Genomic DNA, 15,189 nt, shown 5'->3' with positions numbered 1-15,189 from the left:
AAGGAGCTCGGGGCGTAGCTGAGGGGGTGGTTAGGCTGGGCGCATGTTCACCGGCATTGTCGAAGAGCTCGGCGAGATCGTCAGCAAGGACCAACTGACCGATGCGGCGCGGTTCGTCATCCGCGGCCCGTTGGTCACCACCGATGCCGGGCACGGCGACTCGATCGCGGTGAACGGCGTCTGCCTGACTGTCGTGGACGTGCTGCCCGATGGCGCGTTCTCCGCCGATGTGATGGCCGAGACCCTCAACCGGTCCAGCCTGGCCGGCGTCGAGGTCGGTGGCCGGGTCAACCTGGAGCGCGCCGCCGCGATCAACAGCCGCCTCGGTGGGCACATCGTGCAGGGCCACGTGGACGGCACCGGCACTGTGCTGTCGCGCACACCCTCGGAGCACTGGGAGGTCGTGCGCATCGCGCTGCCGCCGCAGCTGGCCCGATACGTGGTGGAGAAGGGCTCGATCACCGTGGACGGGGTGTCGCTGACGGTGTCCGGCCTGGGGCGCGACGAGCAGGGCGACTGGTTCGAGATCTCTCTGATTCCAACGACGTTGCAGCTGACGACGTTGGGCCGCGCCCCGGTGGGGACGACGGTGAACCTGGAAGTCGACGTCATCGCCAAATACGTCGAGCGGCTGCTCACCCCGGCGCAGTAGCGGCCGGTCGTGCCGTGTCCGCTGAGCGGACCGGCGGGAGTAAGTCGGCCTGTACCAGTGGTTCATACTGGTAGGTGATCAACTTGGCCCTGAGGTGGCCACGGCAAGGGTGGTGGAGATGACGAGGCTTGATTCCGTCGAGCGGGCGATAGCCGATATCGCGGCGGGCAAGGCTGTCGTCGTCATTGACGACGAAGATCGCGAGAACGAAGGCGATCTGATCTTCGCCGCGGAGAAGGCGACGCCGGAGTTGGTGGCCTTCATGGTCCGCTACACCTCGGGCTACCTGTGCGTTCCGCTGTCCGGCGAGGTCTGCGACCGGCTGGGTCTGCTGCCGATGTACGCGGTGAACCAGGACAAGCACGGCACTGCCTACACCGTCACTGTTGACGCGAAAAAGGGTGTGGGAACCGGTATTTCGGCATCCGACCGGGCCAAGACCATGCAGGCACTGGCCGATCCGGACGCTGTCGCCGACGATTTCACCAAGCCCGGACACGTAGTTCCGTTGCGCGCCAAGGACGGTGGCGTGTTGCGTCGGCCCGGTCACACCGAGGCCGCGGTGGATCTGGCTCGCCTGGCCGGGTTGCAGCCCGCCGGTGCGATCTGCGAGATCGTCAGCCAGAAGGACGAGGGCTCCATGGCCCAGACCGACGAGCTGCGCGTCTTCGCCGACGACCACGACCTGGCGCTGATCTCCATCGCCGATCTGATCGAGTGGCGCCGCAAGCACGAGAAGCACATCGAGCGCGTCGCCGAGGCCCGCATCCCGACCCGGCACGGCGAGTTCCGCGCGGTCGGCTACACCAGCATGTACGAGGACGTCGAGCACGTCGCGTTGGTGCGCGGCGATGTCTCCGTGGAGAACGGTGACGACGTCCTGGTGCGCGTCCACTCCGAATGCCTGACCGGTGATGTGTTCGGTTCCCGGCGCTGCGACTGCGGCCCCCAGCTCGACGCCGCCATGGAGATGGTGGCGAACGAAGGCCGCGGCGTGGTGCTGTACATGCGCGGACATGAAGGCCGCGGCATCGGCCTGCTGCACAAGCTGCAGGCCTACCAGCTGCAGGACGCCGGCGCCGACACCGTCGACGCCAACCTGGAACTCGGCCTGCCCGCCGATGCCCGGGATTACGGCATCGGGGCCCAGATTCTGGTCGACCTCGGTATCCGGTCCATGCGGCTGCTGACCAACAACCCGGCCAAGCGCGTGGGTCTGGACGGCTACGGCCTGCACATCATCGAGCGCGTGCCGCTGCCCATCGGCCCCAACGCCGACAACATCCGCTACCTGATGACCAAGCGGGACCGCATGGGGCACGACCTCAGCGGGCTCGACGATTTCGCCGGTGACACGACAGACGGAGACGGTAAATGAGCTGCGCGGTCGGAGAACGCAAATGAGCGGTGTCGGCGTTCCGGACATGCCGGCGCTCGACGCGTCCGGGGTCAAGCTGGCCATCGTCGCCAGCACCTGGCACACCACCGTCTGCGACGCGCTGCTCGATGGCGCTCTTCGGGTCGCCACCGCGTCGGGTATCGCCGAACCGACCGTGGTCCGGGTGCTCGGTGCCATCGAAATCCCCGTGGTGGCACAGGAATTGGCCAAGACCCACGACGCGGTGATCGCGCTGGGTGTGGTGATCCGGGGTGGCACGCCCCATTTCGACTACGTGTGTGACGCCGTCACGCAGGGCCTGACCCGGGTGTCGCTCGACGAGTCGACGCCCGTCGCGAACGGTGTCCTCACGGTCAACACCGAAGAGCAGGCGCTCGACCGCGCCGGCTTGCCCGGGTCGGCGGAGGACAAGGGTGAGCAGGCCGCGTCGGCGGCCTTGGCCACCGCGCTGACCTTGCGCGACCTGCGTCGATGACGAAGGAAACCGCCGGCTGGGACCTCGAGGTCCGGCCGCAGCGTGTGAAGATCGTCGCCTACGTGGCGGCCGCCGTCATCATCGCCGTGCACGTCACGGTGGGCGCGCTGCTGAAAATCGGTGCCACCGGGGTGATCTTCCAGACCGCCGACCAGGTGTCCATGGCGTTGCTCGGGGTCATCCTCGCCGGCGCGGTACTGCTGCCGACGCGCTCCCGGTTGCGGGTCGGTCCGGCCGGCATCGTCATCCGTAACGTCTTGAGCGACAAGACCATTGCCTGGTCCGACGTCGCCGGCGTGTCGTTCCCGCTGGGGGCGCGGTGGGCGCGCGTCGACCTGCCCGACGACGAGTACGTTCCGATCATGGCCATCCAGACCGTCGACAAGGCCCGGGCCGTCGATGCGATGGATCGCCTCCGCGAATTGGTCGTGAAATACCGCCCGGACCTCAACTCAGCGTCAAAGACATCGTGAGTTCGTCTGCCCGACCGGGGATTTGGGAACCGCCGGCCGGATCGGTCGTGGCGACGAACCCGAAGGCCCGGTAGACCCCGAGCGCGGCGTCGTTGTTCCGGTGCACCCGCAGCGTCACGGTGTGCGCTCCCAGGCCGCGTCCCCAGTCGATGGCCGCGGTCAGCAGGGTGCGCGCCACCCCGTGGCCGCGGGCGATCGGATCGGTCCACAGCGAGTACAGGTACACCGAGCCGGGGCTGGCCCGATGCGCGGCGATCAGGCCCACCAGGCGGTCCTCGTACGCGAGGGCGAACTGCGCGTGGGCCCGCAGCCGCCGGCGCCACTGCGTCCCGGTGAAGCTCATCTCGGTGCGGTACTCGGCATCGTCGGTCCCCGCGGAATCGGCCAGCGCCCGCAGTCGCAGCGCGGCGAACATCCGCCAGTCGGCTTCGGTGAGCCGGATCACCCCTGTCCCGGTCATAGCCGCCCCACCATGAGGCTCACCTGTCCGCTCCCTCCCATGGGATAGAATTTGCTGATAGTGACCGATTTTCGCATGCCTTCGCCGCCGCTGGACGTCGTGGCGATCGCACCCGCCGAACTGGTCGGCCGCCTTGGTGCCAACCCGACGGTGACCGTGCCGATCTACCAGGGCCGGACCGTCGACACCGCGTGGCTGTGGAATCACCTCGCCGAACCCGCGGACTACTTCGGGCTGACCATGCCCACGCAGGCCGCTCTCGGCGCCGCGGTGGCTCGGTTCTCCGAGGGGCCCGCACTGGTCGCCGTGACCGTCACGATCGTGGGCGGAGGCCGGTGCGAGGCGACGGGGACGCCCTCTCAGATCCATGCACCCGAACCGGTCCGGATCGGCCGGCGGGACAGCGACTGGACCGCGCCGGCGCCGACGGACGAGCAGTGGCTGCGGATGGCGGCCCGGACCACCAGCCTGGGCACCGTCGACCTGCTGCTGCGCCGATTGGCCGAACAGGGCTGCGTCGACGGCATCGGGCCCGGTCCCGACGTCACCCCGGCCGTGGCCGGTGCACTGGTGCTCGACGTCGGTGCCGAGCTGGTCGGCCTCGACAACCCGGAGCCGGTCTCGATCCTCGATCAACTGCAGGCCTGCGGTGTGCTGGGTCCCGTCGCGCGCCGCGCTTCGGCGCCGCTCGACGCGGTGCGCCGGGCCTGGTGGATCTCGCCGCAATACTGCACGCATCCCGTCGCCCGACTCGGCGACCGCCCCGTCCCCGTTGATTCCGCCCATCCGTCGTTCCTGGAGCAGCTGTGACCAAACCTTTTGTCCCACAGTCCTACAAGTCGTTCCGCATCGACGGGTACGACATCGAGGGCGGCGTGTTCCGCGGGCGCTACACCATGTGCGGGGCCGATTCCGCCGACGACGTCAGCTTCGCCGAGACCGTCGACTTCGGGGAGAGCCTGGCCGGTGGTCGGCCCGACGACCGGTTGCTGCGGCTGCTGACGCTGACCTGCTCGCTGAGCTACTACAAGGCGGCTGCCCCGCCGCAGATCGAAATCGCTTTCCCGACTTACGATTTCGAACGCGACTATCTGCGCCAGGTGCTCGCCGGTGGCCTCGGTGAGTACGCCTACCGCAACAACCTGCCCGGCGCGCTGAGCCCGGAGATCACCGGCGACCGCGCCGAGATTGCCGAGCAGCGGCCCGACACCTGGAACCCCGACGCCGCGCCGCTGGTGCCGGTCGGTGGCGGCAAGGACTCGGTGGTGACCATCGAGGCCCTCGCCCCGCTGCAGCCGGTGTTGTTCAACGTCAACAAGTTCGACCCCATCGACCGGTGTGTCGAGATCAGCGGGCTGCCGCACGTGCGCGTCATGCGGACCATCGACCGCACCCTCATCGACGTCAACGCCGCCGGCGCCTACAACGGGCACATCCCGGTCACCGCGATCAACAGCATCATCGGGTTGATCGTCGCCGATGCCAAGGGCCTCGGGCCGGTGGTGCTGTCCAACGAGCGCTCGTCCAACGTCGGCAATGTCGAATGGATGGGCCAGGACATCAACCACCAGTGGTCCAAGAGCGTCACCTACGAGACGCTGCTGCGGGACACCCTCGCCGCGTACGGGCTGAATCCGGACCGGTACTTCTCCCTGCTGCGCGGCCTCTCCGAGTCGCAGATCGCCGACCGGTTCGCCGCCAGCCCGCAGTATTTCCGTGCCTTCATCAGCTGTAACCGGCCGTTCGCGCTGGACGCCGGCCGGCGCGGCGCCACCTGGTGCGGGCACTGCCCGAAGTGCCAGTTCGTCTTCGTGCTGATGGCGCCGCGGTTGGGCCGCACCGAGGTCGAGGCGATCTTCGGGCGAAACCTGTTCGAGGACACCGACAGCCGCGCCGAGTTCGAGGACATCCTCGGGGTCGGCGCGCACAAGCCGTTCGAATGCGTCGGCGAGTACTACGAGGCCGCCGAATCGATGCTGACCATCCTCGACGACGAGTCGTGGGCCGGCCTGCCGCTGGTCGAACAGTTCCGCAGTGCGCGTGCCGATTTGGCGCGCGTCGCCGCCGACCACGACGACAGCCCGGCCGTGGAGTACGTGCCCGAGCGTTACCGCGCCGCCCTGGACGCCCGGCGATGACGCCGGTACCGCGGCAGCGTCCCGACCTCGCCGGTGCCGCCGTCGGCATCTGGGGCTTCGGCAAGGAAGGCCAGTCGCTGGCCCGCACCGCGGCTGCCGCGGGGGCGGCACGCATCGACGCCGTCGACGACGCCGGCCGGGGGACCCTGGACGCACCCGGCGATATCGCCAACCTGAACCTGTGGTGCGGTGCCGAGCACCTGACCCGGCTGGCGGACTGTGACGTGGTGTTCCTCAGCCCTGGAATACCCTGGCATCAGCCGTTTTTCGCCGAGCTGCGCGACGCCGGGACCATGGTGTCCAGCGCCGCCGACTGGTACCTGCGCCGGTACGCGGACCAGACCGTCGGCGTCACCGGAACCAAGGGCAAGAGCACGACGGCGTCGTTCCTGTCGCATCTGCTGGGCCGGCTCGGCGCGGACGCCGTGGTGGCGGGAAACATCGGCATCCCGCTGTCGGATCTGGAGCCCGGGACCGGCGCCGTCGTGGTCGCCGAGCTGTCCAGCCAGCAGTGCGCCCTGGTGACTGCGTCGCCGCGGATTTCGGTGATCACCAATCTCTTCGAGGACCACCTGGACTGGCACGGGGACATCGACGCCTACCACCGTGCGAAGGCCAACGTCTTCGCCTGCGGCTGTGAAGTTCTGGTCACCACACCGCAGGTGCTGGCCGCCCTCGAGCGACTCGGCATCGCGCTGCCGCCGGTGGTGCGCACCGTCGACCCGGCCGACGCCGTACGCCCGACGGTGGAGGGGCTGGGCGACTACGTGATGGCCTACGAGCACAACGTCGTCAACGGCGCCCTGGCGGCCGTCGCGGCCGCCGAGGTGATCGGCCGGCCCGTGACGGAGGATGAATTCCTCGGCGCGGTAACCACATTCGAGGCCCTGCCGCACCGGCTGCAGGTCGTGCGGCGTACCGGGGCTGTCCGCTGGATCGACGACACCCTGGCCACGACGGGGGAGAGCGTGGTCGCCGCACTGCGCTCGATGCGGCCCGACGACCGGGTGGCCCTCATCGTCGGCGGCATGGATCGTCAGCTCGACTACGAACAGATCGACGACTATCTGCTCTCGGGTGCACGTGACGTTCACCTCATCCAGGGACCGACCAATGGGACAGACATCGGGCGCGGTTTCGCCGCGGCACACCCCGAGTTCGTCCACCCGGTGGACAGTCTGCAGGCGGCGGTGCGGACCGCGGCCGCGGTACCAGGAGTGACGGCCGTGCTGCTGTCGCCGGGGGCGGCCAGCTACGACCTGTACGCCAACTACGTCGCCAAGGCCGCGGCTTTCTGTGAGTTCATCGATGCCCACCTGGATGCGTCCGATGCTGTCAGCCAGTCGAACTAACCTGTAACAGTGCCTGATCCATCGACGTACCGGCCCGCGCCGGGAACCATCCCGTTGGAGCCGGGTGTGTACCGGTTCCGGGATCCGCATGGCCGGGTCATCTATGTCGGCAAGGCCAAGAGCCTGCGCAGCCGGCTGAACTCGTACTTCGCCGACCTGTCGGCGCTCGCGCCGCGGACCCGGCAGATGGTGACCACCGCGGGCAGCGTCGAGTGGACGGTCGTCACGACCGAAGTCGAAGCGCTGCAACTGGAATACAACTGGATCAAGGAATTCGATCCCCGGTTCAACATCCGGTACCGCGACGACAAGTCGTATCCCGTGCTGGCGGTCACCCTCAACGAGGAGTACCCGCGGCTGTTCGTGTACCGCGGTCCGCGTCGAAAGGGCGTCCGGTACTTCGGCCCGTACTCGCATGCGTGGGCCATCCGCGAGACGCTGGATCTGCTCACCCGCGTGTTCCCGGCGCGCACCTGCTCGAACGGAGTGTTCAAGCGGCACAACCAGATCGGCCGTCCCTGTCTGCTGGGCTACATCGACAAATGTTCGGCCCCCTGCGTCGGCCGGGTGAGCGCCGCCGAGCACCGCAAGATCGTCGATGACTTCTGCGACTTCCTGGCCGGCAAGACCGACCGGCTGGCCCGCGACATGGAACAGCAGATGGCCGAGGCCGCCGAGGAATTGGAGTTCGAGCGGGCGGCCAGGTTGCGGGACAACATCTCGGCACTCAAGCGGGCGCTGGAGAAGCAGGCCGTGGTGCTCGGCGACGGCACCGACGCCGACGTGGTGGCCTTCGCCGACGACGATCTGGAAGCCGCCGTACAGGTGTTCCACGTCCGGGGCGGCCGGGTCCGTGGCCAGCGCGGCTGGGTCATCGAGAAGTCCGGCGAACCCGGTGAGTCCGGAGAGGACTACCTGGTGAGCCAGTTCCTCACCCAGTTCTACGGCGATCAGGCCGAGCTGAGGGGGTCCGGAGTCACCGATGAGGCGACCAACCCGGTGCCCAAAGAGGTTCTGGTGCCGGTACTTCCGGACAACGCCGGTGAACTCGCCGACTGGCTGTCCGGTCTGCGCGGTTCCCGGGTGCAACTGCGGGTGGCCCAGCGCGGCGACAAGCGCGCCCTGGCCGACACCGTGCAGCGCAACGCGCAGGATGCGCTGGCCCAGCACAAACTCAAGCGGGCCGGCGACTTCAACGCCAGATCCGAAGCACTGCAAAGCATTCAGGATTCGCTCGAGCTGGACGACGCGCCGCTGCGCATCGAGTGCGTCGACATCAGCCACGTGCAGGGCACCGACGTGGTGGCCTCGTTGGTGGTGTTCGAGGACGGCTTGCCCCGCAAATCCGATTACCGGCACTACGCGATTCGCGAGGCCGCCGGCGACGGCCGGTCCGACGACGTCGCGTCCATCGCGGAGGTGACCCGCAGGCGCTTCGCGCGGCATGCGGCCGACACCCAGGTCGGCGCGGACATCGCCGGCGCCGAAACCGCCGAAACCCCAGCGCGGCCAAAGCGATTCGCCTATCCGCCCAACCTGTTCGTGGTCGACGGCGGTGGACCGCAGGTGAACGCGGCGGCCGCTGTGCTCGACGAATTGGGCGTCACGGACGTGGCGGTGATCGGCCTGGCCAAACGTCTGGAAGAGGTGTGGGTGCCCGAACAACCGGATCCGCTGATCATGCCGCGCAACAGCGAGGGCCTGTATCTGTTGCAGCGCGTGCGTGACGAGGCTCACCGGTTCGCCATCACCTATCACCGCAGCAAGCGATCCAAGCGGATGACGGCGTCGGTGCTCGACGCGGTTCCCGGCCTCGGCGAGCACCGGCGCAAGGCGCTGGTCACCCACTTCGGTTCGGTCGCGCGGTTGAAGCAGGCCGGCGTGGACGAACTGACAGCGGTGCCTGGCATCGGGGCGGCGACGGCGCAGGCGGTGGTCGACGCGCTGCGGTCTGATTCCCCGGGGTCTGATTCCCAGCCGGATTCGGGGGCGGCGCCGACCGATATCGGCAATGATCGGACAGGGCAGTGAGCGCAGCACCACCAGATGAGCAGCGGGGGATGGACGAAGTCGTGACGGACGATCAGATGGACGGTGCTGCCGCCGGTGAAATCGACGTGGTTCTGGTCACGGGTCTGTCGGGCGCCGGTCGCGGCACCGCGGCCAAGGTGCTCGAGGACCTCGGCTGGTACGTCGCCGACAACCTGCCGCCGGAGCTGATCACCCGGATGGTCGAGCTGGGTCTGGCCGCGGGTTCGCGGATCACCAAGCTGGCCGTGGTGATGGACGTCCGGTCCCGGGGTTTCACGGGCGACCTCGATTTTGTTCGCCGTGAATTGGCCACCCGCAGCGTCGTCCCTCGGGTGCTGTTCCTGGAGGCATCCGACGACATCCTGGTCCGCCGCTACGAGCAGAACCGTCGCAGCCACCCGCTGCAGGGCAACCAGACGCTCGCGGAAGGCATTGCCGCCGAACGGAGATTGCTGGAGTCGGTCCGTGCAACGGCCGATCTGATCATCGACACCTCGACGCTGCCGGTGCCGGCGTTGCGCGCGAGCATCGAGCGGGCCTTCGGCGAGGAAACTGCGACCGGTACGAGCGTGACGGTCGAATCGTTCGGCTATAAATATGGTCTGCCGATGGACGCCGACACCGTGATGGATGTCCGGTTCCTCCCGAATCCGCATTGGGTCGACGAGTTGCGGCCCCACACCGGGCAGCATCCGGCGGTTCGGGACTACGTGCTGGGACAAGAGGGGGCTGCCGAGTTCCTGGACACCTACCATCGGCTGCTGGGGGTTGTGATCGACGGCTATCGCAGGGAGGGGAAGCGCTACATGACCGTGGCCATCGGCTGCACCGGCGGCAAGCATCGCAGCGTTGCGATCGCCGAAGCACTGGCCAACCGGCTGCGTGGTGGCGATCACCTGACCGTGCGAGTGCTGCACCGGGATCTGGGGCGCGAATGACGGACGCTCGCGAGGAGGATCGCGCGCCCGCGCGCATCGTCGCGCTCGGCGGTGGACATGGCCTGTATGCGACGCTGTCCGCGGCGCGCCGGCTGACGCCGCACGTGACGGCTGTCGTCACCGTCGCCGATGATGGCGGTTCGTCGGGCCGGCTGCGCTCCGAGCTCGACATCGTGCCCCCAGGTGATCTGCGAATGGCGTTGGCGGCCTTGGCATCTGACAGTCCGCACGGGCAGCTGTGGGCCACCATCATCCAGCACCGCTTCAACGGCAGCGGTGCGCTGGCCGGTCACCCGATCGGCAATCTCCTACTTGCCGGCCTCAACGAGGTACTCGCCGATCCGGTCGCCGCGCTCGACGAGCTCGGCCGGATCCTCGGGGTCAAAGGCCGGGTGCTGCCGATGTGCCCCATCGCGTTGCAGATCGAGGCCGACGTGTCCGGGCTGGAGGCCGATCCGCGGATGAGTCGCGTGATCCGGGGCCAGGTCGCGGTCGCGACGACGCCGGGCAAGGTGCGCCGGGTGCGGTTGCTGCCGGGCGATCCGCCGGCCACGCGGCAGGCCGTCGACGCCATCATGTCGGCGGACCTCGTGGTGCTCGGTCCGGGCTCGTGGTTCAGCAGCGTCATCCCGCATGTGCTGGTGCCCCAACTGCTGGCCGCGCTGCAGGCCACCGAGGCGCGGCGGGCCCTGGTGCTCAACCTCGCCGCCGAGCCGGGGGAGACCGCCGGGTTCTCCGCCGAACGGCATGTGCACGTGTTGTCTCAGCACGCCCCCGGATTGACGGTGCACGACATCGTCGTCGACGCGGCGAGTGTGCCCAGCGAGCGGGAACGCGACCAACTGCGTCGGGCGGCGTCGTTTCTCGGGGCTCAGGTCGAGTTTGCTGACGTATCCCGACCTGGTACACCTTTACATGACCCGGCACGGCTTGCGGCTGTTCTGGAGCGGGTGCGTCGTGGTGGCAGCGCACCGGCCCGGCCCGCATACGAGCCATCCACTCCCGCCGCTCGGTCGGCCGACGGTAACCGTGCGCAGCCGACCCCTGAAGGACCAAGAGGTGACGATTCGTGGCGATGACGTCGGAAGTGAAGGACGAGCTGAGCCGGCTGGTCGTCAACTCGGTGACCGCACGGCGGGCCGAGGTGGCGTCGCTGCTGCGCTTCGCGGGCGGCCTGCACATCGTGGCCGGACGCGTCGTCGTCGAGGCGGAGGTCGACCTGGGCAGCATCGCCCGGCGGCTGCGCAAGGACATCTACGACCTGTACGGATACAACGCCGTCGTGCACGTGCTGTCGGCCAGCGGCATCCGCAAGAGCACCCGGTACGTGGTCCGGGTCGCCCAGGACGGTGAGGCGCTCGCTCGTCAGACCGGGCTGCTGGATCTGCGTGGGCGGCCCGTGCGTGGCCTGCCGGCCCAGGTGGTCGGCGGCAGCGTCGGCGACGCCGAGGCGGCCTGGCGCGGTGCGTTCCTGGCGCACGGTTCGCTGACCGAGCCCGGCCGCTCGTCGGCGCTGGAGGTCAGCTGCCCGGGACCGGAGGCGGCGCTGGCGTTGGTCGGTGCGGCCCGTCGGCTCGGGGTCAGCGCCAAGGCGCGTGAGGTCCGCGGCAGCGATCGGGTGGTGGTGCGCGACGGCGAGGCCATCGGCGCGTTGCTGACCCGGATGGGCGCGCAGGACACCCGGCTCAATTGGGAAGAGCGGCGCATGCGCCGTGAGGTGCGTGCCACCGCCAACCGGCTGGCCAACTTCGACGACGCGAACCTGCGCCGGTCCGCCCGGGCTGCGGTCGCGGCCGCGGCGCGGGTCGAGCGGGCGCTCGACATCCTCGGTGACACGGTGCCCGACCATCTGTCGGCCGCCGGGCGGTTGCGCGTCGAGCACCGGCAGGCCTCGCTCGAGGAACTGGGCCGGCTGGCCGACCCGCCGATGACGAAAGATGCTGTGGCAGGCCGGATTCGGCGCCTGCTGTCGATGGCGGACCGCAAGGCCAAACAGGACGGCATTCCGGACACCGAGTCGGCTGTCACCCCGGACCTGCTCGACGACGCCTAGCGCACGTCGACCGGTGGTCACCGGACAGGGATCGGACCCGACGCGCGGCGCACGTCGGAGTCCGACGTGGAGTTCGTCACAGCACTAGGCTGGCTGAGGATTCACCGCATGACCTGTCCAGGATTTCCGGCAAAGGAGCACAGCAGTGACTATTCGGATCGGCGTCAATGGCTTCGGACGCATCGGGCGTAACTTCTTCCGCGCTCTGGACGCGCAAAAAGCGGCGGGCATCAACACCGATCTGGAGATCGTGGCGGTCAATGACCTGACCTCGACCGACGCGCTGGCTCATCTGTTGAAGTTCGATTCGATCCTGGGCCGGCTGCCCTATGACGTGCGGGTCGATGGCGACACGCTGGTGGTCGGTGATGCCAAGATCAAGGCCCTGGCGGTCAAGGAGGGTCCGGCGGCGTTGCCGTGGGGCGACCTCGGTGTGGACATCGTGGTGGAGTCGACCGGGATTTTCACCGACGCCGCCAAAGCCAAGGGGCATTTGGAGGCCGGGGCCAAGAAAGTGATCATCTCCGCGCCGGCCACCGGTGAGGACATCACCATCGTGATGGGTGTCAACGACGACAAGTACGACGGTAGTCAGAACATCATTTCCAATGCCTCGTGCACCACGAACTGTCTGGGCCCGATCGCCAAGGTGCTCAACGACGAGTTCGGCATCGTCAAAGGCTTGATGACCACCATCCACGCCTACACCCAGGACCAGAATCTGCAGGACGGCCCGCACAAGGATCTGCGCCGGGCCCGCGCGGCGGCGATCAACATCGTGCCCACCTCCACCGGGGCGGCCAAGGCCATCGGTCTGGTGCTGCCCGAGCTCAAGGGCAAGTTGGATGGGTATGCGTTGCGGGTGCCGGTGCCCACCGGTTCGGTCACCGACCTGACCGTGGAACTCGGCAAGTCCGCGTCGGCCGCGGAGATCAATGCGGCGATGCAGGCTGCTGCCGAGGGCCCGTTGAAGGGGATCCTCAAGTACTACGATGCCCCGATCGTGTCGTCCGATATCGTCACCGACCCGCACAGTTCATTGTTCGACGCCGGACTGACCAAGGTCATCGACAACCAAGCCAAGGTCGTCTCGTGGTACGACAACGAATGGGGCTACTCCAACCGCATCGCCGACCTGACCGCACTGGTCGGCAAATCGCTGTAGATCGCAAGTGAAGCAACAGAAAGACAGGTATGAGCATCAAGACCCTCGATGAGCTGTTGGGCGAAGGTGTAGAGGGGCGGGGCGTTCTGGTCCGTTCCGACCTCAACGTCCCGCTCGACGATGACGGCAACATCACCGATGCCGGCCGGATCATCGCCTCCGTGCCGACGCTGGCCGCGCTGGCCGACGCCGGCGCCAAGGTCGTCATCACCGCACACCTGGGCCGGCCCAAAGGCGGACCGGACCCCAAGTTCTCGCTCGCGCCGGTCGCCGCGGCGCTGGGGGAGAAGCTGGGCCGGCACGTCCAGCTGGCCGGTGACGTCGTCGGCACCGACGCGCTCGCCCGCGCCGAGGGCCTGACCGACGGTGATGTGCTGTTGCTGGAGAACATCCGCTTCGACCCGCGCGAGACCAGCAAGGACGACGCCGAGCGCGCGGCCCTGGCCCGCGAGCTGGCGGCTCTGGTGGAGGGCCCCGACGGCTCGCCGGGCGCGTTCGTCTCCGACGGCTTCGGGGTGGTGCACCGCAAGCAGGCATCGGTGTACGACGTCGCCGGCATCCTGCCGCACTACGCGGGCACGCTGGTGGCCACCGAGGTCAAGGTGCTCGAGCAGCTGACCAGCTCGACCGAGCGGCCGTATGCCGTCGTGCTCGGTGGCTCGAAGGTCTCCGACAAACTCGCGGTCATCGAGAACCTCGCAACCAAGGCCGACAGCATTGTCATCGGCGGCGGCATGTGCTTCACCTTCCTTGCGGCCCAAGGGCTTTCGGTCGGTACCTCGCTGCTGCAGGAGGAGATGATCGACACCTGTAAGCGCCTGCTGGACACCTACGCCGACGTCATCCACCTCCCCGTCGACATCGTCGTGGCGGACAAGTTCGCCGCCGATGCCGAACCGGAGACCGTGGCCTCCGACCGCATCCCCGACGGCAAGATGGGCCTGGACATCGGCCCGGAGTCGGTCAAGCGCTTCACCGCGCTGCTGTCGAACGCCAAGACCGTGTTCTGGAATGGCCCGATGGGCGTCTTCGAATTCCCGGCCTTCGCCGACGGCACCAAGGGCGTCGCCGAGGCCATCATCACCGCCACGTCCAAGGGCGCGTTCAGCGTTGTCGGTGGCGGCGACTCTGCGGCCGCGGTGCGTCAGCTCGAACTCGCGGAGGACGGCTTCTCCCACATCTCGACCGGTGGCGGTGCGTCGCTGGAGTACCTCGAGGGCAAGACGCTCCCGGGCATCGAAGTACTGGAGTCGTAGGACATGGCACGCAAGCCGCTCATCGCCGGCAACTGGAAGATGAACCTCAACCATTTTGAGGCCATCGGACTGGTGCAGAAGATCGCCTTCGCCTTGCCGGCCAAGTACTTCGCCAAGGTCGACGTCACCGTCCTGCCGCCGTTCACCGACCTGCGCAGCGTGCAGACCATGGTCGACGGCGACAAGCTCCTGCTCACCTACGGCGCCCAGGACGTGTCTCAGCATGACTCCGGCGCCTACACCGGTGAGGTGAGCGGCGCGTTCCTGGCCAAGCTGGGCTGCACGTTCGTCGTCGTCGGGCACTCCGAGCGCCGGACCTATCACCACGAGGATGATGCCCTCGTCGCCGCCAAGGCGAAGGCCGCGCTCAAGCACGGCCTCACCCCGATCGTGTGTATCGGCGAGGGGCTGGACATCCGCGAGGCCGGCAACCACGTCGAGCACTGCACCGGCCAGCTCACCGGCTCGCTGGCCGGGCTCTCCGCCGAGCAGATCAGCCAGGTCGTGATCGCCTACGAACCCGTCTGGGCCATCGGCACCGGCCGGGTGGCCAGTGCCGGGGATGCCCAGGAGGTGTGTGCGGCCATCCGCACGACCCTGGCCGAACTGGCGTCGCCCGAGATCGCCGCGACCGTGCGCGTGCTCTACGGCGGCTCGGTCAACGCCAAGAACGTCGGCGAGCTGGTTGCGAAGCCGGACATCGACGGTGCGCTGGTCGGCGGTGCGTCGCTCGACGGCGAGCAGTTCGCGATGCTGTCGGCGATCGCCGCGGGTGGGCCGCTGCCGTGAAACGGCGA

At 68.3% G+C, this 15,189-nt stretch carries 15 protein-coding genes; 14 read left to right on the top strand and 1 reads right to left on the bottom strand.

What is annotated here, in order from left to right; genetic code table 11:
• The first annotated feature begins 43 nt into the window (after positions 1 to 43).
• The 4 genes from A7G45_RS17775 (at position 44) to A7G45_RS17760 (ending at position 2,999) form a co-directional block, all read left to right on the top strand.
• Complete coding sequence (locus tag A7G45_RS17775; RefSeq protein WP_043392634.1) at positions 44 to 652, top strand: riboflavin synthase; 609 nt, start codon at positions 44 to 46, stop codon at positions 650 to 652.
• 118 nt (positions 653 to 770) lie between these two features.
• Positions 771 to 2,030 (top strand): bifunctional 3,4-dihydroxy-2-butanone-4-phosphate synthase/GTP cyclohydrolase II, encoded by a 1,260-nt coding sequence (locus A7G45_RS17770; RefSeq protein ID WP_260939012.1) that lies wholly within the window; start codon positions 771 to 773, stop codon positions 2,028 to 2,030.
• Positions 2,031 to 2,052: 22 nt separating this feature from the next.
• On the top strand, positions 2,053 to 2,526 hold the full coding sequence (gene ribH, locus A7G45_RS17765) for a 6,7-dimethyl-8-ribityllumazine synthase (RefSeq protein ID WP_260939010.1): 474 nt from the start codon (positions 2,053 to 2,055) through the stop codon (positions 2,524 to 2,526).
• On the top strand, positions 2,523 to 2,999 hold the full coding sequence (locus tag A7G45_RS17760; protein WP_260939008.1) for a PH domain-containing protein: 477 nt from the start codon (positions 2,523 to 2,525) through the stop codon (positions 2,997 to 2,999). Before ribH ends, A7G45_RS17760 begins: the two co-directional genes overlap by 4 nt.
• Here A7G45_RS17760 and A7G45_RS17755 read toward each other — a convergent pair.
• On the bottom strand, positions 2,974 to 3,459 hold the full coding sequence (locus A7G45_RS17755) for a GNAT family N-acetyltransferase (RefSeq protein WP_260939006.1): 486 nt from the start codon (positions 3,457 to 3,459) through the stop codon (positions 2,974 to 2,976). The two genes, A7G45_RS17760 and A7G45_RS17755, sit on opposite strands and share 26 nt — an antisense overlap.
• A gap of 60 nt (positions 3,460 to 3,519) precedes the next feature.
• Between A7G45_RS17755 and A7G45_RS17750 the strand changes: the two genes are divergently transcribed.
• From A7G45_RS17750 to tpiA, 10 genes are all read left to right on the top strand, one after another.
• The gene (locus A7G45_RS17750; protein WP_260939004.1) at positions 3,520 to 4,269 is read left to right on the top strand and encodes a hypothetical protein; all 750 of its coding nucleotides are present in this window, start codon (positions 3,520 to 3,522) and stop codon (positions 4,267 to 4,269) included.
• Positions 4,266 to 5,597 carry a MurL-like N-terminal domain-containing gene (locus A7G45_RS17745; protein WP_260939003.1) on the top strand — a complete coding sequence of 444 codons (1,332 nt, stop codon included), beginning with the start codon at positions 4,266 to 4,268 and terminating at the stop codon, positions 5,595 to 5,597. Before A7G45_RS17750 ends, A7G45_RS17745 begins: the two co-directional genes overlap by 4 nt.
• The gene (murD, locus tag A7G45_RS17740) at positions 5,594 to 6,949 is read left to right on the top strand and encodes a UDP-N-acetylmuramoyl-L-alanine--D-glutamate ligase (RefSeq protein ID WP_260939002.1); all 1,356 of its coding nucleotides are present in this window, start codon (positions 5,594 to 5,596) and stop codon (positions 6,947 to 6,949) included. Before A7G45_RS17745 ends, murD begins: the two co-directional genes overlap by 4 nt.
• 9 nt (positions 6,950 to 6,958) lie before the next feature.
• The gene (gene uvrC, locus A7G45_RS17735) at positions 6,959 to 8,980 is read left to right on the top strand and encodes an excinuclease ABC subunit UvrC (protein WP_260939000.1); all 2,022 of its coding nucleotides are present in this window, start codon (positions 6,959 to 6,961) and stop codon (positions 8,978 to 8,980) included.
• 29 nt (positions 8,981 to 9,009) lie between these two features.
• On the top strand, positions 9,010 to 9,918 hold the full coding sequence (gene rapZ / locus A7G45_RS17730) for an RNase adapter RapZ (RefSeq protein WP_234711553.1): 909 nt from the start codon (positions 9,010 to 9,012) through the stop codon (positions 9,916 to 9,918).
• The gene (locus tag A7G45_RS17725; RefSeq protein WP_260938997.1) at positions 9,915 to 10,997 is read left to right on the top strand and encodes a gluconeogenesis factor YvcK family protein; all 1,083 of its coding nucleotides are present in this window, start codon (positions 9,915 to 9,917) and stop codon (positions 10,995 to 10,997) included. Before rapZ ends, A7G45_RS17725 begins: the two co-directional genes overlap by 4 nt.
• Positions 10,994 to 11,971 (top strand): DNA-binding protein WhiA, encoded by a 978-nt coding sequence (gene whiA / locus A7G45_RS17720; protein WP_043393046.1) that lies wholly within the window; start codon positions 10,994 to 10,996, stop codon positions 11,969 to 11,971. The genes A7G45_RS17725 and whiA overlap by 4 nt, the downstream gene beginning before the upstream one ends.
• A gap of 145 nt (positions 11,972 to 12,116) precedes the next feature.
• Positions 12,117 to 13,136: a type I glyceraldehyde-3-phosphate dehydrogenase gene (gap, locus tag A7G45_RS17715; RefSeq protein WP_260938995.1), complete on the top strand. Its 1,020-nt coding sequence runs from the start codon at positions 12,117 to 12,119 to the stop codon at positions 13,134 to 13,136.
• A gap of 29 nt (positions 13,137 to 13,165) precedes the next feature.
• Entirely contained in the window at positions 13,166 to 14,392 is a 1,227-nt protein-coding gene (locus A7G45_RS17710; protein WP_043396471.1) for a phosphoglycerate kinase, read from the top strand.
• Positions 14,393 to 14,395: 3 nt separating this feature from the next.
• The gene (gene tpiA, locus A7G45_RS17705; RefSeq protein ID WP_260938991.1) at positions 14,396 to 15,181 is read left to right on the top strand and encodes a triose-phosphate isomerase; all 786 of its coding nucleotides are present in this window, start codon (positions 14,396 to 14,398) and stop codon (positions 15,179 to 15,181) included.
• Positions 15,182 to 15,189 lie beyond the last annotated feature (8 nt).

It is taken from the genome of Mycolicibacterium llatzerense (assembly GCF_025331195.1).
Classification (GTDB): Bacteria; Actinomycetota; Actinomycetes; order Mycobacteriales; family Mycobacteriaceae; genus Mycobacterium; species Mycobacterium llatzerense.
Note: the sequence above shows the minus strand (reverse complement) of the source record. Positions and strands in the feature narration are given on the sequence as shown.

What these genes read in the sequence shown, in the direction of transcription:
- A7G45_RS17775 (WP_043392634.1), top strand. Translation starts at nt 44, where the DNA reads ATGTTCACCGGCATTGTCGAAGAGCTCGGCGAGATCGTCAGCAAGGAC.
- A7G45_RS17770 (WP_260939012.1), top strand. Translation starts at nt 771, where the DNA reads ATGACGAGGCTTGATTCCGTCGAGCGGGCGATAGCCGATATCGCGGCG.
- ribH (WP_260939010.1), top strand. Translation starts at nt 2,053, where the DNA reads ATGAGCGGTGTCGGCGTTCCGGACATGCCGGCGCTCGACGCGTCCGGG.
- A7G45_RS17760 (WP_260939008.1), top strand. Translation starts at nt 2,523, where the DNA reads ATGACGAAGGAAACCGCCGGCTGGGACCTCGAGGTCCGGCCGCAGCGT.
- A7G45_RS17755 (WP_260939006.1), bottom strand. Translation starts at nt 3,459, where the DNA reads ATGACCGGGACAGGGGTGATCCGGCTCACCGAAGCCGACTGGCGGATG.
- murD (WP_260939002.1), top strand. Translation starts at nt 5,594, where the DNA reads ATGACGCCGGTACCGCGGCAGCGTCCCGACCTCGCCGGTGCCGCCGTC.
- rapZ (WP_234711553.1), top strand. Translation starts at nt 9,010, where the DNA reads ATGGACGAAGTCGTGACGGACGATCAGATGGACGGTGCTGCCGCCGGT.
- A7G45_RS17725 (WP_260938997.1), top strand. Translation starts at nt 9,915, where the DNA reads ATGACGGACGCTCGCGAGGAGGATCGCGCGCCCGCGCGCATCGTCGCG.
- whiA (WP_043393046.1), top strand. Translation starts at nt 10,994, where the DNA reads ATGACGTCGGAAGTGAAGGACGAGCTGAGCCGGCTGGTCGTCAACTCG.
- A7G45_RS17710 (WP_043396471.1), top strand. Translation starts at nt 13,166, where the DNA reads ATGAGCATCAAGACCCTCGATGAGCTGTTGGGCGAAGGTGTAGAGGGG.
- tpiA (WP_260938991.1), top strand. Translation starts at nt 14,396, where the DNA reads ATGGCACGCAAGCCGCTCATCGCCGGCAACTGGAAGATGAACCTCAAC.